The 19,380-nt window shown below is 65.6% G+C and carries 19 protein-coding genes; 6 read left to right on the forward strand and 13 right to left on the reverse strand.

Annotated features, from left to right (window positions below):
• Nucleotides 1-210: 210 nt before the first annotated feature.
• The gene (cheR, locus tag BM198_RS04730; protein WP_044408248.1) at nucleotides 211-1,038 is read right to left on the reverse strand and encodes a protein-glutamate O-methyltransferase CheR; all 828 of its coding nucleotides are present in this window, start codon (nucleotides 1,036-1,038) and stop codon (nucleotides 211-213) included.
• Between the two features lie 44 nt (nucleotides 1,039-1,082).
• Nucleotides 1,083-2,015, reverse strand: a complete 933-nt coding sequence (locus BM198_RS04735) for a chemotaxis protein CheV (RefSeq protein ID WP_044408250.1) — start codon at nucleotides 2,013-2,015, stop codon at nucleotides 1,083-1,085.
• Nucleotides 2,016-2,095: 80 nt separating this feature from the next.
• Here BM198_RS04735 and flgA point away from each other — a divergent pair, with 80 nt between their 5' ends.
• From flgA to BM198_RS04755, 4 genes are all read left to right on the forward strand, one after another.
• The gene (flgA, locus tag BM198_RS04740) at nucleotides 2,096-2,857 is read left to right on the forward strand and encodes a flagellar basal body P-ring formation chaperone FlgA (RefSeq protein ID WP_074968176.1); all 762 of its coding nucleotides are present in this window, start codon (nucleotides 2,096-2,098) and stop codon (nucleotides 2,855-2,857) included.
• Between the two features lie 156 nt (nucleotides 2,858-3,013).
• On the forward strand, nucleotides 3,014-3,349 hold the full coding sequence (flgM, locus tag BM198_RS04745; RefSeq protein WP_044408256.1) for a flagellar biosynthesis anti-sigma factor FlgM: 336 nt from the start codon (nucleotides 3,014-3,016) through the stop codon (nucleotides 3,347-3,349).
• Between the two features lie 49 nt (nucleotides 3,350-3,398).
• A complete protein-coding gene (locus BM198_RS04750; RefSeq protein WP_074968178.1) occupies nucleotides 3,399-3,866 on the forward strand; it encodes a flagella synthesis protein FlgN in 468 nt (155 codons plus the stop codon).
• A gap of 83 nt (nucleotides 3,867-3,949) precedes the next feature.
• A complete protein-coding gene (locus BM198_RS04755; RefSeq protein WP_074968179.1) occupies nucleotides 3,950-4,699 on the forward strand; it encodes a flagellar brake protein in 750 nt (249 codons plus the stop codon).
• Nucleotides 4,700-4,718: 19 nt separating this feature from the next.
• Here the strand turns inward: BM198_RS04755 and BM198_RS04760 are convergent, their stop codons facing one another.
• The 3 genes from BM198_RS04760 to BM198_RS04770 all read right to left on the reverse strand — a co-directional run bounded on the left by BM198_RS04760 (nucleotide 4,719) and on the right by BM198_RS04770 (nucleotide 8,276).
• On the reverse strand, nucleotides 4,719-6,029 hold the full coding sequence (locus tag BM198_RS04760; protein WP_074968181.1) for an MFS transporter: 1,311 nt from the start codon (nucleotides 6,027-6,029) through the stop codon (nucleotides 4,719-4,721).
• Nucleotides 6,030-6,145: 116 nt separating this feature from the next.
• The gene (locus tag BM198_RS04765; RefSeq protein ID WP_074968183.1) at nucleotides 6,146-7,489 is read right to left on the reverse strand and encodes a glutamine synthetase family protein; all 1,344 of its coding nucleotides are present in this window, start codon (nucleotides 7,487-7,489) and stop codon (nucleotides 6,146-6,148) included.
• Nucleotides 7,490-7,625: 136 nt separating this feature from the next.
• Nucleotides 7,626-8,276: a hypothetical protein gene (locus BM198_RS04770; RefSeq protein WP_074968185.1), complete on the reverse strand. Its 651-nt coding sequence runs from the start codon at nucleotides 8,274-8,276 to the stop codon at nucleotides 7,626-7,628.
• A gap of 99 nt (nucleotides 8,277-8,375) precedes the next feature.
• Here BM198_RS04770 and BM198_RS04775 point away from each other — a divergent pair, with 99 nt between their 5' ends.
• The gene (locus BM198_RS04775) at nucleotides 8,376-9,152 is read left to right on the forward strand and encodes a TSUP family transporter (protein WP_074968187.1); all 777 of its coding nucleotides are present in this window, start codon (nucleotides 8,376-8,378) and stop codon (nucleotides 9,150-9,152) included.
• Here BM198_RS04775 and nudC read toward each other — a convergent pair.
• From nudC to BM198_RS04815, 8 genes are all read right to left on the reverse strand, one after another.
• Nucleotides 9,129-9,962, reverse strand: coding sequence for an NAD(+) diphosphatase (gene nudC, locus BM198_RS04780; RefSeq protein ID WP_074968189.1), 834 nt, complete (start codon nucleotides 9,960-9,962; stop codon nucleotides 9,129-9,131). The genes BM198_RS04775 and nudC overlap by 24 nt on opposite strands.
• 1 nt (nucleotide 9,963) lies before the next feature.
• Nucleotides 9,964-11,643: a FimL-related protein gene (locus tag BM198_RS04785; protein ID WP_044408279.1), complete on the reverse strand. Its 1,680-nt coding sequence runs from the start codon at nucleotides 11,641-11,643 to the stop codon at nucleotides 9,964-9,966.
• A gap of 39 nt (nucleotides 11,644-11,682) precedes the next feature.
• Entirely contained in the window at nucleotides 11,683-12,495 is an 813-nt protein-coding gene (locus BM198_RS04790) for a crotonase/enoyl-CoA hydratase family protein (RefSeq protein ID WP_074968191.1), read from the reverse strand.
• A 126-nt stretch (nucleotides 12,496-12,621) separates the two neighbouring features.
• The gene (locus tag BM198_RS04795; protein ID WP_074968193.1) at nucleotides 12,622-13,980 is read right to left on the reverse strand and encodes an amino acid permease; all 1,359 of its coding nucleotides are present in this window, start codon (nucleotides 13,978-13,980) and stop codon (nucleotides 12,622-12,624) included.
• 17 nt (nucleotides 13,981-13,997) lie between these two features.
• Nucleotides 13,998-16,253 (reverse strand): Orn/Lys/Arg family decarboxylase, encoded by a 2,256-nt coding sequence (locus BM198_RS04800; RefSeq protein ID WP_074968195.1) that lies wholly within the window; start codon nucleotides 16,251-16,253, stop codon nucleotides 13,998-14,000.
• Nucleotides 16,254-16,377: 124 nt separating this feature from the next.
• Nucleotides 16,378-17,115, reverse strand: a complete 738-nt coding sequence (dnaQ, locus tag BM198_RS04805; protein WP_074968197.1) for a DNA polymerase III subunit epsilon — start codon at nucleotides 17,113-17,115, stop codon at nucleotides 16,378-16,380.
• A gap of 58 nt (nucleotides 17,116-17,173) precedes the next feature.
• Nucleotides 17,174-17,599: a ribonuclease HI gene (gene rnhA, locus BM198_RS04810; protein ID WP_069560315.1), complete on the reverse strand. Its 426-nt coding sequence runs from the start codon at nucleotides 17,597-17,599 to the stop codon at nucleotides 17,174-17,176.
• Between the two features lie 18 nt (nucleotides 17,600-17,617).
• On the reverse strand, nucleotides 17,618-18,382 hold the full coding sequence (locus BM198_RS04815) for a class I SAM-dependent methyltransferase (protein ID WP_044408297.1): 765 nt from the start codon (nucleotides 18,380-18,382) through the stop codon (nucleotides 17,618-17,620).
• Between the two features lie 128 nt (nucleotides 18,383-18,510).
• On the opposite strand from BM198_RS04815, the gene gloB reads away from it, so the two are divergent.
• The gene (gloB, locus tag BM198_RS04820) at nucleotides 18,511-19,290 is read left to right on the forward strand and encodes a hydroxyacylglutathione hydrolase (protein ID WP_074968199.1); all 780 of its coding nucleotides are present in this window, start codon (nucleotides 18,511-18,513) and stop codon (nucleotides 19,288-19,290) included.
• The last annotated feature ends 90 nt before the right edge of the window (nucleotides 19,291-19,380 follow it).

Here is a 19,380-nt window from a genome sequence, read left to right on the forward strand (position 1 = left end):
GGCTGTGCCAATTTTTAAAATCCTTTTAAAACAAAGGGTTGAGATGAATTCAGGACGACAGAACGGAGATCAGCGGTAAGGGCTTGCCGCTTTGCCAAGGTCAGGGTGGCAAGGCGGCAGAGGCGATTGCCGCCCAGCGGCAAAAGGCGGCACGACCGAATGGCAGGCACAAAAAAGGAGGCTTGCGCCTCCTTTCAGGATCACCACCGGTCACTTCACCTTGTAGATGATGCCCGGGTTGCACTGGACCATCTGGTAGAGGTCCGGCAGGCCGTTCAGCGCCTCGGAGGCCCCGAGGAACAGGTAGCCACCGGGTTTCAGGGTCGCGTGGATGCGGGTGAGGATGTCCTTCTTCACATCGGCGGAGAAGTAGATCAGCACGTTGCGGCAGAACACGATGTCGAACTTGCCGAGGGAGGCGTAGCTGTCCAGCAGGTTCAGGGCACGGAATTCCACGCGATTGCGAATCGCCGGCTTGACCACCCAGCGTCCCGGCCCTTTCGGGTCGAAGAAGCGGGTGAGCCGCTCCTGGGACAAGCCACGCCCCATCGCCAGGCTGTCGTATTCGCCAGCACGGCAGGCCGCGAGCATCGCCGTGGACAGGTCGGTGGCGACGATGCGCACACCGGCCTTGAGCTGGCCCAGGTTGGTCCGCTCGAACTCGTCGATGGCCATGGAGATGGAGAACGGCTCCTGCCCGGAGGAGCTCGCCGCCGACCAGATCCGCAGGGGCTGGTTCGGGTTGGCCTTGATCAGCTCGGGCAGGATGCGGCCCTTGAGCACTTCGAAGGGGTAGGTATCCCGGAACCAGAGCGTTTCGTTGGTGGTCATCGCATCCACGACCTGCTCTCGCAGGCCGCTGCGCGGGGCGTTCTGGATCTTCTGAACCAGTTCGCTCAGCGTCTTGATGCCGTTCTGTTCCATCAGCTTGTTCAGACGGCTGGAAACCAGGTACTGCTTATTGCTTCCCAGCAATATGCCGCAGGTTTTTTCCAGGAAAGTCCGGAACTGCTCGAAATCCAAGTTACCTGAAGACACTAGGGCCGCCTCATTCATATCTGTACCTGGGGAAGGAATCCCCCTCACGCCCCGTCCGCAATCCTGATCCGCTCGATCACCCTCGAAGCCAGCTCGTCAGGTCGGAACTTGGCGAGGAAGTCATCCGCGCCAACTTTCTTCACCATCGCCTGGTTGAATACGCCGGAGAGCGAAGTATGCAGGAGGATGTGCAGCTTCTGCATTCTCGGATCGCCACGGATCTCCGCCGTCAGGGTGTAGCCGTCCATCTCCGGCATCTCGATGTCGGAAATGATCATCAGGAGTTCTTTCTCCGGCGCCTTGCCCTGCTCGACCAGGTCATGCAGGTAGTTGTACGCCTGGCGGCCATCGTTCAACGAGACCACCTCCACCCCGACCGTCTCCAGGCAGCGGACCAGCTGCTTGCGCGCCACGGACGAGTCATCGACGATCAGCACGCGCTTGGTGACGGCACTGGCCTGGGTCTCGTGATCGATCACGCCTTCGGAGATGACCTCCGAGGTCGGCGCGACTTCGGCGAGGATTTTCTCCACGTCGATGATCTCTACCAGGTTCTTGTCGACGCGCGTGACCGCGGTCAGGTAATGCTCACGCCCGGTGCCCTTGGGTGGCGGATGGATTTCTTCCCAGTTCATGTTGATGATGCGCTCCACCGAGCGCACCAGGAACCCCTGAACCTTGCTGTTGTACTCCGTGATGATCACGAAGCTGTTCTTGAGATCACTCAGCGGCCTGCGCCCCGTCGCCATGGACAGGTCGAGGATGGGGATGGTCCCCCCGCGGATATTCGCCACGCCCCGAACCACCGGGCTGGACTTGGGCATGATGGTGAGCTTGGGGCACTGGAGCACCTCCTTCACCTTGAACACGTTGATCCCGTAGAGCTGGGGTCCATCCAGCCGGAACAACAGCAACTCCAGGCGGTTCTGCCCCACCAGTTGCGTACGCTGGTTAACCGAATCCAATACACCGGCCATGCCAGGACTCTCCCCTTTTGAGCTTCAGGACGCTTCGCCATAGATTAGCAGGCGGCACGAGCCTTGCTTTTTTGAATTGCATGAATCCGATAACGACGCTTTTCCGACACTTGATAGCACATCGCCGCCACCGGTCATGGGCCTTTTTACCCGTTTTGTTCTGCCTGAGCCACAACGGCGCACAGGCAGAAGGACTCACGCCGCCCGAAGTCCTTATCGGCTCCACCGAAGGGTTTCTTGAGTTCAAGGTAGAGGAATATCTCCAGAATAGCGGCATCGAGGGACGCTATGAGATCCAGGTGAGCCGATTGGACCCACGCCTGCGCCTCGCCACTTGCGACAGGGATTTGACGGTCAGCCTGGAGAGCCCGGCACAGCCGGTCGGACGGGTGACGGTCAAGGTTCGCTGCGAAGGCAGCACTCCTTGGTCGGTCTTCGTCCCTACCCAGGTCCGGCTTTTCCGCAATGTAATAGTCGCAGCGCGCCCGATGCGCAAAGGGGAAGAACTGTCCTCCCGTGATTACAACCTGGTCGAACGTGATGTGGGGCTGCTCTCCCAGGGCTACCTTACGGCGCCTTCCCAAGCGGAAGGCTACAAGCTCACGCGCCCTGTCCTGGTCGATCAGATCCTGACGCCGACCCACGTAGAAATGGCCGAGGTAGTCCACAAGGGTGATCAGGTGGTAATCAGTGCCGGAAGTTCCACCGTCCAGGTCAAGATGCCGGGCGAGGCACTTTCCGCGGGGGCCATAGGTGACCAGATACGCGTACGCAACCTCAACTCCAAACGCGTGGTCAAAGCCCGCGTAACCGGCCCTGGGCAAGTGGAAGTCGCCATGTAGGCACGACTCTTGTATGGCATGGAGTCAATTCGTGTAGAGTGCCGTTTTTCCAGCGCCACACCGCATCCGGGAATTTTTTCGGAAGTTGCCCTAAAGTTAGTTTGGGCCTGGTCGATAAGGTCGGTAAGCGTCCATAACACCCAGAGGTTCTGCATCATGGTCATCGACTTCAACCGGCTCAATAATGCCAACACGCCCGCCAGCGCGGGACGTACCGGCAACGCCGGCAAGAACGAAGGCGTTACCGCCAACCAGACCAGCGCCAGCCAGACCACCAGCGAGCCGGCTGCCACGTCCCCCCGTAGCGGTGAAAACGTGCAACTGAGCAGCGATGCCCAGCAACTGCAGAAGGTCACCGACAAGCTGCGCGACCTGCCCACCGTCGACCGGGAGCGGGTCGACAAGATCAAGCAAGCCATCGCCAACGGCACCTACCAGGTAGACAGCCAGCGCGTGGCGAGCAAGTTGCTCGATTTCGAATCCCAGCGCTAGTCCAAGGGCAGCGCTGGGGATGTTGGACGCCCGATCCCCAGAGCCCGAAATGCACGACACCGAACTGCTCGACCTGCTCAACCACGATATCGACCACGCACAGCGCCTACTTGAGCTGATCGATAACGAATTCAAGGCACTGACCGAACGTGACCTGCCGCAACTCGAGCAGATCCTTTCGGACAAGCAACCCCTGCTCGCCCTCCTCGACCAGCACGGCCGCCTTCGCGCCGACGCATTGCATGCGCTCGGACTGAGTGTCGATCGCGCCGGACTGGCCGCCCTGGCCGAACGCTCCCCGGTCGGAGCCGACCTGCTGACACGCAGTGCAACGCTGAGCGATGTACTTGAACAGTGCCAGGCGGGCAACCTGCGCAACGGCCGTCTGATTCGCGCCAGCCAGACCAGTGTCGACAACACCCTGGCCATCCTCCGCGGCCAGGAAACCCCCAGCCTCTATGACAGCCGAGGGGGCGCCGCTAAAATCCCGCGTCAGCGCCCGCTCAGCCAGGCCTGAAACAATAAGAAGCGCCAGGACATCGGGGCACATTGCCAGTATGCTGGCGCCCCGAGCCCCATGTGTTTGGAGAGACCTGGACCGTGTCCAACGCATTCAACGAAGATGATGGCCCACAACCCCCCAAGGTGTTGAAGGCACCTGTGGAGATCCAGGCCAATCTTCGCCTCCTGCTGCAAAGCCATGACCCCTTGGTCGTCACCTTCCATGAGCGCAGCCAGCGTTTCCAGAGCTTCCTGGTGGAAGTCGACAAGGATCGCAAACGCATCGCCCTTGACGAGATGGTTCCCAACGACGGCGAACGATTCATTCGCGCGGGGGAGTACTTCCGCGTGGAAGGCTTCCATGATGGCGTCAGAATCGCCTGGGAATGCCGCCAGCCCGTGCAGGTAGGCGAGCATCAGGGAGCCCCCTGCTACTGGTGCCCCCTGCCGGAAGAAGTCACCTATCACCAACGCCGCAACGCCTTCCGCGCGCCCTTGCTGAAAGGGCAGCCCGTCCCCATCGAGCTGGCCGGAGACCGACTGCCCACTGGGATCAACGGCGAGATGCTGGATATTTCCGCCACCGGCTGCAAGTTGCGCTTCGCCGGTGACGCCACCCAACAGCTGCAGACAGGCCAGGTCTACGAGCGCTTCAGCGCTCGCCTGCCATTCGGCACCTTGCTCACCCCCGTTGAGCTACGCCACCTCAGCTACAACGACAAGCTGAACATCACCCTGGCGGGCGTTCGCTTCTACCGCATGAACGGCCCCGAGCAACGCCTCGTGGAGCGTTTCGTCTACCAGCTCCAACGCGAAGCCCGGCGCTTCGACAAGGACGATCTCTTCTAGCCGTTCTCCGCCCGAGCATTCAGCTCGGGCGGGGCGCCTCAGGCTCCTCGGGAACTGGGGGTGGCGTGAAAGCCTCCCCAGTCATCTGCTCCTGCACCACCTGCTCATCCACGCGAGGATCAAGCGCGGCCACCAGCGGCGAGCTGACTTCCGGTGTTGCCACGTGCTGCAACGGAGCCTCGTCCACCCGGTGCAGGCCGGTGACCTTGTCGGGACGCACACGCACCACCAGGATCAACGCGCAGACACTGACGAACGCATAGAACATGTTCGGCCCCAGCTGCTTCATCAACGCGCCGGTCAGCAGCGGGCCGATGCTCGCCCCCACCCCGAAGGTGATCAGCAACATCGCCGTCAGCGACACCCGGCGCTCCGCCTCGATGTGGTCATTGGAGAAGGCCACCGCCAGCGGGTAGAGCGTGAATTGCAGCATGCAGACCAGGAACCCCATGGGGAACAGCATCTCCATCGGCACGCTGGGCATCAGCGCCAGCGGCAGGGCCGCCAGCACCAGCAGCACCGACGCACCACGGATCAGCATGGCGCGGTCGTTACGGTCCGACAGCCAGCCCAAAGGCCATTGCACGAGCAGGCCCGCAAGGATGCAGCAGCCCATGAAGAGACCGACCTGCTCGGTGGTCAATCCCTGCCGCGTGGCGTAGAGGGGCGCCAGACCATAGAACGAACCCAGCATCAGGCCCGATACCAGCACCGTGGTCATCGACTGCGGCACCCGCCGTATGAAGAAGCGTGGCTCCAGCGGTGCCGGATGCAGAGGCGCCGGGTGGATCTTGCGGGTCACCGCCACCGGCACCAGGCACAGCGCAAAGCACATCGCCACCAGCATCAGCAACTCCGGACCAAGGCCGGGGTGCAGCACCAGCACAAGTTGCCCCAGCACCAGGCCGAGGTAGGAGGCCACCATGTAGCCGGCGAACACCTTGCCGCGCTGACCAGGCTCCGCCTGTTCGGTCAACCAGCTCTCGATCACCATGTACTGGCACATCATCCCCAGGCCGACCAGCATCCGCAGGAACAGCCAGCCAGGCACCCAGCTCAGCAGGCCGTGCCCCAGCACGGCGGCTGTCACCAGCCCCGCACAGGCGACATACGCACGGATGTGCCCGACCCGGGCGATCAGCCGGTGTCCCAGCTTGCCGCCGATGATGAGGCCCAGGTAGTTGGCCGCCATCAGCGCACCGACCCACAGGCCGTCGACCTTGTCCGCCGCCAGGCGCAGGCCGAGGTAGGTACTGAGCAGGCCGGAGCCGATCAGCATGAGCAACGTTGCGAAATACAGGGCCCGGAAGGACTTCAGGACTCGACCCATCGGCTTTCCATGCGCTCCTTGAGCAAGGGCGGGCCGCTTGAGTGCGGCCCGCGATGAGGGGTAATGCTAGGGCCTGGCAGATAGGCCGTCGAACGCTGGAACTCTACATTGCCGGATCAAGCCTGGGCTGCCAGAACACGACGCTCCCAGGGCGTGATCTGATCGAAAAAGCTCGCCAGCTCCATCGTCTTGGTGGCGATGTAGCCTTCGATGAACTCCTCCCCGAACAGTTCCCGTGCCAGGTCGCTGCGCTTCAGACGCTCCAGGGCCGCATGCAAGGTACAGGGCAACGACAGAGAATCCGCCACCTCGAACTCCCCCTGGATCGGCGGGCTCGGCTCGATCCCCTGCTCCAGGCCATGAAGCCCCGCCGCCAGGCTGGCGGCAATCGCCAGGTAGGGATTGGTGTCCGCACCCGGCAAGCGATTCTCCACCCGCCGCGCAACGGGCGCACTGGCCGGGATACGCAGCCCAGCGGCACGGTTGTCGTGGGACCAGCACGCATTGTTCGGCGACGCGTAAGGGTGGCACAAGCGCTGGTAGGAGTTCACGTTGGGCGCGAACAGGGCGGTGAAATCCGCCATCGCCGCCTGCTGCCCCCCGATGAAGTGATAGAACGCCGGCGACGGATCGCCATTCGCCTCGGAAAAGATGTTCCGCCCATCCGCACTGGACACCACGCTCTGGTGGATATGCATCGAGCTGCCCGGCGTATGCGCCAGCGGCTTGGCCATGCACACCACGGTCAACCCATGTTTCAGGGCGACCTCCTTCAGCAGGTGCTTAAACAGGAAGGTCTGGTCGGCCAGCAGCATCGCATCGCCATGCAGGAGATTGATCTCGAACTGGCTGACTCCCATCTCGTGCATGAAGGTGTCACGCGGCATCCCCAGCAGCGCCATGCAGCGGTAGACCTCCTCGAAGAAGGGACGCAGGCCGCTGTTGGAGCTCACGCTGAACGCCGAACAACCGTCCTCGCGGCGACCATCAAGCCCAACCGGTGGCTGGAACGGCTGGTGGGGATCGGGATTGGGCGCGAACACGAAGAACTCCAGCTCGGTGGCCACCACCGGCGACCAGCCGCGCTCGGCATAGCGATCCAGTACACGGCGCAGCAAGCCACGGGTGGACAGGCCCGACGCGCGGCCATCCAGCTCCCGGGCATCGCAGATCGCCAGGGCACGCGGGCTGTCACTCCACGGCAGGTGATGGACCTGTCCGGGGTCGGGCACCAGGGCCAGGTCACCATCGTCACTGCCGTAGAAGCGTGCCGGCGGATAGCCGCCCATGATGCACTGCAGCAGCACGCCACGCGCCAGCTGCAGACGCCGCCCGGAGAGGAAGCCCTCGCCGGTCATCACCTTGCCCCGCATCACGCCATTCAGGTCAGGCGTCACGCACTCGATCTCATCGACTCCAGCCAGGCGCTCTGCCAGCTCGGCCGGGATTCCCGTGTTCATGTTGTTTTCCTTGTAGACATGGACCGCTGCGAATAGCGGCGCGAACAAAATACTCATCACCTGTTCAATATTTCAAGCACATATGAAAACCCCCGCAGATGCGGGGGCTCGGTGATGCAAGGAGGCTGCGGCGAGGTCAGCGCCAGTCCTTGAGCGCCTGGGTGGCTGCCTGGTTCATCGGCTGTGCCAGAAGCCCCGTAGGGGACAGGTTGACCGCGTAGACCGCCCCATCCGCCATCGGCAGGAAGGTGACGCGCTGCGCCTGGGCGTCGAACAGGAAGAGGTCATGCTGTCCCACCCGCAGCCAGCGCCACAGGTCGATGCCGTAAGGGCTGCTGGCCAGTGTCGCCTCGGGGTGTTGCGCCAGCTGCTGGTCCTCGATGGCGAGGAAGCGGCCCGACAGCTTCTCCAGGCGGTAGCCGGACTGCAGGCCGATCAGGCGCGCCAACCCCTTCAGGTGCAGCAGCCGGGCATCCAGTTGCCACAGGTCGCCATCCAGCAGCACGCTGCGCTCGCGACCGCCCTCCAGCAGCATCACCTCGTAGCGCTGGGGTCCGAGCGCCTTGAAGCTGAGCGTCACGATGGGCTTGCTGGCGTCCAGATGGTCGTAGCGGGTCAGGTCCCAGGCAACCGTCCCCACCAGGGCGGCTAAGGCGACAAAGGCAAGGCCCACGGTGCCGCGTAGCCAGCCGAGGAACCAGCTGCGGTCGAACAGGATGCGTGCGGCCACCACGACCGCGAGCAGGGCCAGCAGGGCAATGCCCCAGGCCAGGCCGTCATACTGCATGGAACCCTTTCCTTCTCCACAAAAGAGCCGGCATTATGCGCACCTCCCGACGCAGCGACCAGTTGCCGCGCTGCGCAGTCCGCCACAGATCGAGCATTTATGCCCTTCCCCATCGAACTCGCGGTTGATCCGGCCACCCTGCTGGTGCTCGCCGGCGTCGCGTTCCTGGCCGGTTTCATCGACGCCATCGCGGGCGGTGGCGGCCTGTTGACCATTCCGGCGCTGCTCACGGCCGGCCTGCCGCCACATCTGGTGCTGGGTACCAACAAGCTCTGCGCCACCTTCGGCTCCGCTACCGCCAGCTACACCTTCTACCGACGCAAGCTGTTCGAACCGCGCCGCTGGAAGAATGCCCTGCTGGCCACAGCGGTGGGTGCTGCCCTTGGCGCGACCATCGCCCACTGGCTGCCGGCGCATTGGCTCAACCAGATGCTGCCGGCCGTGGTGTTCGGCTGTGGCCTGTACCTGTTGTTCGGCCGTACCCCCGACGTGCAGCACGCTGCCGACGCGGCCATTCCCCATGGCCGGCAATGGCCCCAGGGGCTGGGCCTGGGCTTCTACGACGGTGTTGCCGGCCCCGGCACAGGGGCCTTCTGGACCGTGAGCAGCCTGCTGCTCTACCCGCTCGACCTGGTGCGGGCCAGCGGCGTGGCGCGCACCATGAACTTCGTCAGCAACGGCGTGGCGCTGGCGGTGTTCATCATCGGCGGCCAGGTGGCCTGGGTACTGGGCATCTGCATGGGGCTGGCGCTGATGGCCGGCGCCTTCTTCGGCGCCCGCACCGCCATCAGCGGCGGGGCGAAGCTGATCCGCCCGGTGTTCATCTGCGTGGTACTGGCGCTGACTGCGCGACTAGCCTGGCAGCACTGGTTCTGACAAGCCCAGGCGGCGCGCCACGTAGAGGTCGATGAGGTAGCGGGCAATGGACTTGCTGGCCGGCAGTGGCGGTAGCGCATGGATGGAGAACCAGCGCGCATCCTCGATTTCGCCCGGCTGAGGGACGATCTCACCGGAGCGGTATTCGGCGTGGTAGCCCAGCATCAACGAGTGCGGGAACGGCCAGTTCTGGCTGGCAATGTAGCGAGGCTCGCCGATCTCGACCCCGACCTCCTCGCGCACTTCGCGGGCCACGCACTCCTCCACCGTCTCGCCAGGTTCGACGAAGCCCGCCAGCGTGCTGTAGACGCCGCTGACAAAGCGCGGCGAGCGCGCCAGCAGCAGCTCATCACCACGGGTCACCAGCACGATCATGCTGGGCGACAGGCGCGGGTAGTGGTGCACACCACAGCTTTCGCAGTGCATCGCCCGCTCGCTGGCCACCTGGACCATGCGTGCGCCGCAGCTGCCGCAGAAACGGTGGTGGTCGGCCCAGGTCCCGATCTGGGTGGCGAAACCCAGCATGCGGAAGATCTCGGCATCACCTTGCATCATCAGTTGGCGCAGGCCGACCCAGGCCGCGCCGGGTACGTCGGCGGGGCGCGCCAGTTCGAGGAGAAAGACTTCGTCATCACCGAAGTGACCGATGCCATGCTCGGCGAGGATGGGCAGGTCCTGGCGCTTCAGCCAGTCACGGGGGAACAGCACGCCATTGCCGTCCGCCAGGAAAGTCTGGCGGCAGTGCGCCAGCGCCCAGCCACCCGGCCGGGCCGCATCCAGAAAGCTCGAACGCCAGCGCGGATCGGCCATCTCAGGCTGCCACCTGCAGGCCCAGGGCCCGCACGCTGTCAGCGGCCAGGTCGAGCACATCGGGCTGGGCATCCGGGCGCAGCACCGCGCCGCCTTCGAGGTAGTACTCGAGGCTGGTCAGGGCGTCGGCCAGGGTCTCCAGCATCTGCTCGGAGGGCATCTGCGCGGCCTCCAGCATCTGCTTCTGGATGAACTCGCCACAAGCGCCCACCAGGTTGCCGGCGCGCTCCTGCCCGAGGAACCACAGGCCACCGCGCACGGCCTGCAAGGTGCTGGGCACGTTGGCCAGGTGCAGCTTGTCGCCGTTGGACTCGAGGTAGGCGGTAATGGCCCGCTTGGCCATCGCCAGGCCGCCCTGGGCCTCGTCGATGACCACGATGCGCGCCTCGGTCAGTTGGTGCTGGGCGAAGGACTCCGCCTCGGTCATCACCGGGGTGGCCGCTTGGCGGGTATCACGGCGCTCGCCGCGCTCCAGGTCCGCCACCATGCTCTCGACATACAGCACGGCGTCGGCAAGCCGGTTGAGCGACTCCGGCGATACCGCTTCGCCTTCGGCCCAGCTGCCAACGGCAGGCAGCTGCGCATGCAGCGCATTGGCGGCAGAAGTCAGGCCGACCATGCCGAGGGTCTTGGCCAGCTTGCCCAGCAGGGCGTGCAGGCTGCCGAGGCTTTCGGGCTGGGCGGTGCCACGCTCGATCAGGTCGAGCACGTCCTTCACGCTGGCCAGCTCCTCGCGGATCGCCGAGGACAGCGAGCGCATGACGGCCTGGCCGGGGCCGGCCAGGCGCTGGTATTCCTCTTCCAGCAGGTGGTCGGTGAACGGCATCGCCGTCATCCCGAACACGCTGCGGACCTCGGTGGCACGCGGGCCCTGGCTGTCCGCCAGGGCCACCAGGTAGAGCAGCTCCTTCTGCAGGCTGCGCGGCGCTTCGTAGTGCTCGTTGGCCAGCAGCTGCTTGAGTTCACGGTCGATGCGGGCGAACAGCTGCTTGCGCGACTTACGCGCGATCAACTGCCCGTCCACCATCGCCTCCAGCGCCGCAGCGCCGATCCAGCACAGGCGCGCACGCGGGTCGATGGCGTAGAGGCTGTCCAGGCGTGCCAACGCGCGCCCCATGAGCTTCAGGCTGGGTTGGGGGCTCTGCTCGCGGATGAAGCCCAGCAGGCCCACCTGGTACATCTGCCGCAAGCGCCGCGCCATCAGGTACTGGGCGCTGACCTCAGGCAGGCTGGAGGCGGACGGCACGCGAGCCTGGTCCAGGCGCACGCTGAAGAAGAAGCTCTCCGGCAGCGGCTGTTGCCCGGCGGACTGGCGCAATTCGTTGATCGCCGGCAGCAGCAGCTCGGGCATTTCCTGCCGGTGGGCATCGACGTTTTCCAGGTAGCGGCGCAGCACGTAGAGTGCGTTGCTCAGGGCGGCCAACTGGTTGTCACGCTCCTCCCCCACGCCGGCCGGGATGTCGGTGGCCTGCTGGAGGATCTCCTGCGCCAGCAGCTCGGCGCCGGTCAGTTCGATGAGGTTGAGGGTGCCGCGCACCTGCTGCAGGCTTTCAACCGCCTGTTGCAGCAGGCTGCCGTTGTGGCGGTCGACAATGAACTGTTCGAGGCTCTGTTCGGCCTGCTCGATCGTGGCGAACAGCTCGTCGCGCACCAGGCTGAGGGAAGTGGCTCCGGTGACCATGGGTCTAGCGCGCCTCCCGCGCGAAATACTGGTACGGCATCAGTCGGCGAATTCCGGTTTCTGTTTGTTCATGTGGGCGGCCATGGCCACACGCAGGTCGTTGGACTGGAGCATGGCGGCGTTCCAGGTGGCGATGTACTCAAGGCCATCGTCCACGCGGTGGTCACGCATGTAGCGGATCATTTCCTTGGTGCCGCGGATCGCCACCGGCGACTTGGCGGCGATGTCCCGGGCCAGGGCGAATACGCCTTCCATGAGTGCGTCGCGGTCGGCGTAGGTGCGATTGACCAGGCCGATGTTGCGCGCTTCCTCACCGTCTACGGTGCGGCCGGTGTAGGCCAGTTCGCGCATCATGCCGTCGCCGATGATGTGCGGCAGGCGCTGCAGGGTGCCGACGTCGGCGGCCATGCCGATGTCGATCTCCTTGATGGAGAACTGAGCATCGACGGTGGAATAGCGCATGTCGCAGGCGGACACCAGGTCGATCGCCCCGCCCAGGCAATAGCCCTGGATCGCAGCGATCACCGGCTTGCTGCAGAGGTCGACGGCATTGAAGGAGGCTTGCAGTTCGAGGATCTTGCGCCGCAGCACCAGGGCATTGCGGCCCACGTCCTTGCCCAGCTGGGCGCCGACGGATGCCAGCAGCATCAGGTCGATGCCGGAGGAGAAATGCTTGCCGGCACCACTGAGGATTACGACCCGGACCTCGTCCGTTTCATCGATCCAGCGGAAGATCTCGACGATCTCGGCCCAGAAATCGGCGTTCATCGCGTTGATCTTCTCGGGGCGGTTGATCTCCACGTGGGCGATCTTGTCCGTCAGCTCAACGCGAAAGGCTTTGTAGTCGGGCACGAAAATTATCCTCGCCAGTTCTGCTGCTGGGCTATGAAAAGTGCGGAATTCCAAACCCGGCAACTATAACAAGCGGCCACCGAAAGTCGAAGACGACCACTGTGATGCAGGCCACGCCATCGGCCTTCAACCGCTCGCCCGCGCGTCTTCCACGCGGTTTCGCCACTGCCGCCAGCTGTACAGCGGAATCCCCGCCATCAACACCAGGAAGCCCCAGAAGATCGCCTGCTCGCCGGTGCCGTACAGCGCCCAGATGGCGTACACGAACCCCAGCGAGCCGAGGAGCAGCGCCCAGCCCCGCTCACGTTCGGTGAACGCCTCGGGCTTGACTGCCAGCCACTGCAGCAGCGCGGCGGTGCAGAAGGCGTAGGGCACGACGCCGGTCATGGTGCCGAGCAGGATGATCACGTTGAACACATCCACCAGCTCGCCCTGGCCATCGACGAACACCAGGGCGGTCACCAGCACCGCCGAGACCAGCAGCCCATTGGCCGGCGCGCCCCAGCGGTTGGTTTGTCCGAGCGAATGGGGCAGCAGCCCGTCGCGGGCGGTGGCCATGGGGATCTGCCCCTGCAACAGCACCCAGCCATTGAGCGCCCCCAGGCAGGCGATCACCGCCCCGGCCGCGACCAGGTGGTAGCCCCACTCCCCTACCAGCACCCGCGCCGCATCGGCGAACGGCGCGCTGGAGCGCGCCAGCTCCTCAGGCGGCAACACGCCCTGCACGGCGGTGATGGAGAGGATGTACACGGCCGCCGCTACCAGGGTGCCGAACACCGTGGCACGGGGAATGGTGCGGCGCGGGTCGCGCACGTCGTCCGCCGGAACGGTGGCCGACTCCAGGCCGATGAAGGACCACAGCGTCAGCGCCGCCGTGGTGGCAATGGCCTTGGCGTAGCCGCCGGTTCCCGGCGGCAGCTCCTCCGGTGCGGGGATGCGCAGGTACTCGGGGTGGAACGAGAACCAGCCGAGAATGCCCACCAGCAGCAGCGGGATCAGCTTCAGCGCGGTGAGGATGTTCTGCGCCACGCCGAAGGCGCCGATGCCCCGCAGGTTGATCAGGGTGCACAGCCAGATGGCACCGATGGCCACCAGCACAGTGAGCACCGGGTCGCGCAAGGCCGGGAAGAACACCTGCAGGTAGCCCACCAACGTCACGGCGATAGCCGCGTTGCCGATCCAGGCCGCCTTCCAGTAGGTCCAGGCGCAGAGGTAGCCGGCGAACGGACCGAAGCCATCACGGGTGTAGGCGTAGGGGCCGCCCGCCCCGGGCGCGAGCCGCGCCAGCCGGGCGAAGGTGAGCGCGAGGATGACCGCGCCGGTGCTGGAGATCAGCCAGCCGAACAGGCTGAGCCCGCCATAGGCCGCCAGGCTGGAGGGCAACAGGAAAACGCCCGACCCGATCATGTTCCCCACCACCAGGGCGGTGCAGGTCCAGAACCCCATGCCACCGCCCCGGCGCACCGCCGCTCGCTCGTCGCTCATCGCGCCCCCAGGCCGAGTCACTCCTTGATGCAATCAACGGTATAGCAGCGGCCCTGCGGGGTGTCCTGCTGCTGCAGGCCGTGCACATCGGAGTCGAAACCGGGGAAGGACTCGTCGAATGTCCGGGCGAAGGCCAGGTAGTCGATGATCGAGCGGGCCTCTTCGGTGAAGCGCTCCCCCGGCATGATCAGCGGGATGCCCGGCGGATAGGGCACCAGCATCACCGCCGCGATGCGCCCTTGCAGCGCATCCAGCGGCACCGCCTCCACGTCGCCGCGCACCAGCTTGTCGTAGGCGTCCGCCGGTTTCATGGCGGCCACCGGCAGGGTGGTGTACATGCGCCGCATCGCCCGCGCGGTGCCGTTGTCGCGGTAGCAGCCGTGGAGTTCGTCGCACAGGTCACGCAGGCCGAGCCCCTGGTAGCGGGCACCGCCGGCACGGGCGATGGACGGCAAGGCGGTGATCAGCGGCGCGTTGGCGTCGTAGAGCCGTTTGAACTCCAGCAACTCGGTGAGCAACGTACTCCACTTGCCCTTGGTAATGCCCATGGAGAACAGCACCAGGAAGGAATACAGGCCGGTCTTCTCCACCACCAGCCCGCGCTCCCAGAGGAACTTGCCGACCACCGCCGCCGGAATGCCGCGTTCGCCCAAACGCCCGTCGGCAGTCAGGCCCGGCATCACCAGGGTGACCTTGATCGGGTCGAGCAGCACATAGTCGTCGGCTACCTCGCCGAAGCCGTGCCAATCGGCCTGGGGCTGCAACAGCCAATCGGGGGTGCTGACCTGGTCGCGCCCTTCCACCTTCGGTGGCTGCCAGATGCTGAACCACCAGTCGTCCTCGGCCAGGTTCTGCCCGACGTTGGCCAGGGCACGGCGGAAGCTCAGGGCCTCGTCGAAGGTTTCCTGGATCAGCGAGCGCCCGGCGGGGCCTTCCATCATGGCGGAGGCCACGTCCAGCGAGGCGATGATCCCGTACTGGGGCGAGGTGGAGATGTGCATCATGAACGCCTCGTTGAAGCGATCACGGTCCAGCTGGCGGGTCTCGCCGTCCTGCACGTGGATCATCGAGGCCTGGCTGAAGGCCGCCAGCAGCTTGTGGGTGGAGTGGGTGGTGAATACCAGCGGGCCGCCCGCCCCTCGCGCGGTACCCATGCCATAGCGGCCGGCGTAGAACTCGTGGAAGGCCGCGTAGGCGTACCAGGCCTCGTCGAAGTGCAGTACCTCGACGCTGTCGCCCAAGGTCTGCTTGATCAGCTCGGCGTTGTAGCAGAGCCCGTCGTAGGTGGAGTTGGTCACCACCGCCAGGCGCACCTTCGGCTCGCGCCCACGGGCCAGCGGGCTGGCGTCGATCTTCGCCTGGATCGATTCGCGGCTGAATTCGCTCAGGGGGATCGGGCCGATGATGCCCAGCTCGTTGCGCTCCGGCATCAGGTACAGCGGGATCGCGCCGGTCATGATGATCGAGTGGAGGATCGACTTGTGGCAGTTGCGGTCCACCAGTACCAGGTCATCGCGGCCGACCATGGAGTGCCAGACGATCTTGTTGGCAGTGGAAGTGCCGTTGATGACGAAGAAGGTGTGGTCCGCGCCGAAGTTCCGCGCCGCCCGCGCCTCTGCCTCGGCCAGCGGCCCGGTGTGATCCAGCAGCGAGCCCAGCTCGGGCACCGACACCGAGAGGTCGGAACGCAGGGTGTTCTCGCCGAAGAACTGGTGGAAGGCCTGCCCCACCGGGCTCTTGCGGTAGGCCACGCCACCGCCGTGGCCGGGCGTATGCCAGGAATAGTTGGACTGCGCGGTGTGCTCCACCAGCGCGCGGAAGAACGGCGGCAGCAACCCCTCCAGGTAGGTGCGCGCAGCCCGTGCCACCTGGCGCGCGAGGAACGGCACGGTGTCTTCGAACAGGTACAGCAAGCCGCGCAGCTGGTTGAGGTCGGCCATCGCCTCGGCGGGGGCGTTCTCGATGGTGACCTGTTCACCCAGGGCGAAGATCGGCAATTGCGGCGCTCGCACCCGGGCGACGCGGATCAGTTCGACCACGTCATGCAGCAGGCGCTGGTTCTCCCCGGCGCCCTCCGCGGCCACCAGGATGCAGGCCAGCCCGTGGTGGGTGGAGGCGACGATGCGCCCCTCGGCGGAACTGGCGGTGGAGAGGATGACGAAACCGTCCCGCTCCAGTTCGTGGGCGATGCCGCGCACGCGCTCCCCCGCGACGGTATCGGCCTTGATATCGCGGTGGACGATGAGGATGGGGAACTTCAGGTCTTTGTACATGAGGACGTCCCGGTACGGCGGGTCCATCCCGCCCAGGACGCCAGGGTAGAAGCTCGCCGGGAGTCGCGTAACCCCCGGCGCTAGCACCTGTAAGAAAAGGTCGCGCCGGTGAAATCGGCGCGGGTCACGCCTCGGGCGTGGCCGGTGCTTCCAGTTTGGCCCACAGGGCCGGACCGCCCGAGGCCTTCTCGATCACTGCCAGCCGCTCCAGGTGGGCCGCCAGTTCCGCTTCGCTGGCCCGCAGCACGCGGCCGGGCACACGGCCCTGGATGCGGCGGATGGGCGAGGCCTGGGGCCGGCCGCCCTCATCACCGCCCTCGCCCGCCAGGGACAGGTTGGTCTGGCCGCCGGTCATCGCCAGGTAGACGTCGGCGAGGATCTCGGCGTCGAGCAGTGCGCCGTGGAGGTCACGGCCGGAGTTGTCGACGTCGTAGCGCTTGCACAGGGCGTCGAGGTTGTTGCGCTGACCCGGATGGCGCTCGCGCGCCATCATCAGGGTGTCGATCACGCCGCAGTGCTCGGCGATGTCGGAACGGTCGCTCTGCCCCAGCAGGGCGAACTCGTTGTTGATGAAGCCGATGTCGAACGCCGCGTTGTGGATGATCAGCTCGGCGCCCTTGATGAATTCGAAGAATTCGTCGGCGACGTCCTTGAAGCGCGGCTTGCCCACCAGGAACTCGTTGGTGATGCCGTGGACGGCGATGGCGCCTTCGTCCACTTCGCGGTCGGGCTGCAGGTATTGGTGGAAGTGGCGACCGGTGAGGCGGCGCCCTTCAAGCTCGACGCAACCGATCTCGATGATGCGGTGGCCATCGGTCACCGGCATGCCGGTGGTTTCGGTATCCAGTACTACGTAACGCATGTTCGATGCCCGTGGGGTGGAGGGTCTGGATCAGGAGGCGGTATTGCGATGGCGCATTCTAACGGGGGCCCAGCTCGCTGACACCCCGGTTCGCCAACTGGTCGGCACGCTCGTTGCCAGGATGGCCGGTGTGCCCGCGCACCCACTGCCATTCCACCTGGTGACGGCTGACCTGCTCGTCCAGCAACTGCCACAGGTCGGCGTTCTTCACCGGTTGCTTGGCGGCCGTCTTCCAGCCGCGCTTCTTCCAGTTGGGGAGCCACTCCTGGATACCGCGCATCACGTATTCGGAGTCGGTGACCAGACGCACCTGGCACGGCCGCTTGAGCGCCACCAGGCCGGCAATCGCGGCCATCAGCTCCATGCGGTTGTTGGTGGTGTCGTGCTCGCCCCCCCAGAGCTCCTTCTCGGCGCCCTTGTAGACGAGCAATACGCCCCAGCCACCGGGACCGGGGTTACCCTTGCAGGCCCCGTCGGTGTACATCTCGACCCGTTCTGTCACTTATGCCTCGTGTTTCGAATCGCGCCGGCTGACCTTCGCCACCGGCATGGGAATCAGCTTGCCCATGGGCTCGCGTCGACTCTGGCGCAACGGGCGCAGGCCGACCACCAGCTTGCGCGCCACCAGCAGATAGAAGCCGGCACCGAACCACTGCCCGGCGCCGCCCCAGCGCTCCAGCCAGGCCAGGCGCGATTGCCAGGCCGGTGAAGCGAGCGGCGGACGATAGCACCCGAAGCGGCGTTTCTCCAGCGCGAAGCCCAGCAGGTTGAGCCAGTCGGCGACCCGGCTCGGCGCGATGCAGCGGGCCTTGCCCAGGGCGTCCCCGGCGAAGTAATGACGCACGCCCCAGGCGCTCCAGGGGTTGACCCCGACGATCAGCAGGTGCCCGCCAGGGCGCACACTGCGCGCGGCTTCACGCAGCAGGCCATGGGGCGAGAGGCTGAAATCCAGCCCATGCTGCAGCACCACCACATCGGCGGCATGTTCGGAGAGGGGCCAGGCGTTCTCGTCGCAGGCGATCTCCACCCCCGGCAACGGTGCGCCGAGATGGACGCTGCGCTGGATCTGCCGCGCACCCGGCGGCAGTTCGGCACGGGGGCCGTAGTGAACCAGGTAGCCGCCGAAATAACGCCCCAGTTCGTCCTCGAGCAGGCGCTGCTCCTCGAACAGCATCAGCCCACCCAGCGGGCCGGAGAACCAGGTGCGGGCGTCCTCGATCAACTCGAGCCAGGCGGGATCGGCCTGGGCGATGGGTGGCCTGTTCACGGAAACCTCCTGGTGATGGACACGGGGCCGCCGATCCGGGCAGCACGACGGGCACTGCCCACACCGGCTCGACGCCCCGGGGCACGGCCCCTAAGATGCGCTTTTGCTGACAGACAGGCGAGCGGCCCATGATACAGATCGACCCCATCCGTGCCTTCTCCGACAACTATATCTGGCTGTTGCAGGATGCGACCGAACGACGCTGTGCGGTGGTCGACCCCGGCGATGCCGCCCCCGTGCTGGCCTGGTTGGAGGCACACCCCGGCTGGACCCTCAGCGACATCCTGATCACCCACCACCACGGCGACCACGTGGGTGGGGTGGCCGAGCTGAAGGCTCGCACCGGTGCCACGGTGTACGGGCCGGCCCACGAGACCATCCCGGCGCGGGACCGGGCGCTGGAAGACGGCGAGCGCATCGAGGTGCTCGGCCTGACGTTCGAGGTGTTCCACGTCCCCGGCCACACCCTGGGCCATATCGCCTACTTCCACGACGATGCCACCGCACCGGTCCTGTTCAGCGGCGACACCCTGTTCGCCGCCGGTTGCGGTCGGCTCTTCGAGGGCACCGCCGAACAGATGCACACGGCCCTGTCTCGCCTCGCCGCCCTCCCCGCCCCGACCCGCGTCTACTGCACCCACGAATACACCCTCGGCAACCTGCGCTTCGCCTGCGCCGTCGAGCCGGGCAACCCGGCGATCGAACAACGCTTCGAGGCGGTAAGCCGCCTGCGCGAGGAAGACGGCGTCAGCCTGCCCTCCAGCATTGCACTGGAACGCGAGACCAATCCGTTCCTGCGGGTCGGGGAAGCCTCGGTGATCGCCGCAGCCGACAAGCGGAGCGGCAGCCGCCACACCGCCCCGGCAGCGGTGTTCGCCACCCTGAGGAGCTGGAAGGACACGTTCTGAAACGCCCTTCAGGTCACATTCGAGCTGGTGAAAACTTGACCACCCCCGGGTCGGTTCCTAGAATCGCCCGACCTTTTTTCCCGGAAAAGC

Source organism: Metapseudomonas otitidis, from assembly GCF_900111835.1.
GTDB classification, from domain to species: Bacteria; Pseudomonadota; Gammaproteobacteria; order Pseudomonadales; family Pseudomonadaceae; genus Metapseudomonas; species Metapseudomonas otitidis.

What these genes read in the sequence shown, in the direction of transcription:
- BM198_RS04735 (WP_044408250.1), bottom strand. Translation starts at nt 2,015, where the DNA reads ATGGCCGGTGTATTGGATTCGGTTAACCAGCGTACGCAACTGGTGGGG.
- flgA (WP_074968176.1), top strand. Translation starts at nt 2,096, where the DNA reads ATGAATCCGATAACGACGCTTTTCCGACACTTGATAGCACATCGCCGC.
- flgM (WP_044408256.1), top strand. Translation starts at nt 3,014, where the DNA reads ATGGTCATCGACTTCAACCGGCTCAATAATGCCAACACGCCCGCCAGC.
- BM198_RS04750 (WP_074968178.1), top strand. Translation starts at nt 3,399, where the DNA reads ATGCACGACACCGAACTGCTCGACCTGCTCAACCACGATATCGACCAC.
- BM198_RS04760 (WP_074968181.1), bottom strand. Translation starts at nt 6,029, where the DNA reads ATGGGTCGAGTCCTGAAGTCCTTCCGGGCCCTGTATTTCGCAACGTTG.
- BM198_RS04765 (WP_074968183.1), bottom strand. Translation starts at nt 7,489, where the DNA reads ATGAACACGGGAATCCCGGCCGAGCTGGCAGAGCGCCTGGCTGGAGTC.
- BM198_RS04770 (WP_074968185.1), bottom strand. Translation starts at nt 8,276, where the DNA reads ATGCAGTATGACGGCCTGGCCTGGGGCATTGCCCTGCTGGCCCTGCTC.
- BM198_RS04775 (WP_074968187.1), top strand. Translation starts at nt 8,376, where the DNA reads ATGCCCTTCCCCATCGAACTCGCGGTTGATCCGGCCACCCTGCTGGTG.
- nudC (WP_074968189.1), bottom strand. Translation starts at nt 9,962, where the DNA reads ATGGCCGATCCGCGCTGGCGTTCGAGCTTTCTGGATGCGGCCCGGCCG.
- BM198_RS04785 (WP_044408279.1), bottom strand. Translation starts at nt 11,643, where the DNA reads ATGGTCACCGGAGCCACTTCCCTCAGCCTGGTGCGCGACGAGCTGTTC.
- BM198_RS04795 (WP_074968193.1), bottom strand. Translation starts at nt 13,980, where the DNA reads ATGAGCGACGAGCGAGCGGCGGTGCGCCGGGGCGGTGGCATGGGGTTC.
- BM198_RS04800 (WP_074968195.1), bottom strand. Translation starts at nt 16,253, where the DNA reads ATGTACAAAGACCTGAAGTTCCCCATCCTCATCGTCCACCGCGATATC.
- dnaQ (WP_074968197.1), bottom strand. Translation starts at nt 17,115, where the DNA reads ATGCGTTACGTAGTACTGGATACCGAAACCACCGGCATGCCGGTGACC.
- rnhA (WP_069560315.1), bottom strand. Translation starts at nt 17,599, where the DNA reads ATGTACACCGACGGGGCCTGCAAGGGTAACCCCGGTCCCGGTGGCTGG.
- gloB (WP_074968199.1), top strand. Translation starts at nt 18,511, where the DNA reads ATGATACAGATCGACCCCATCCGTGCCTTCTCCGACAACTATATCTGG.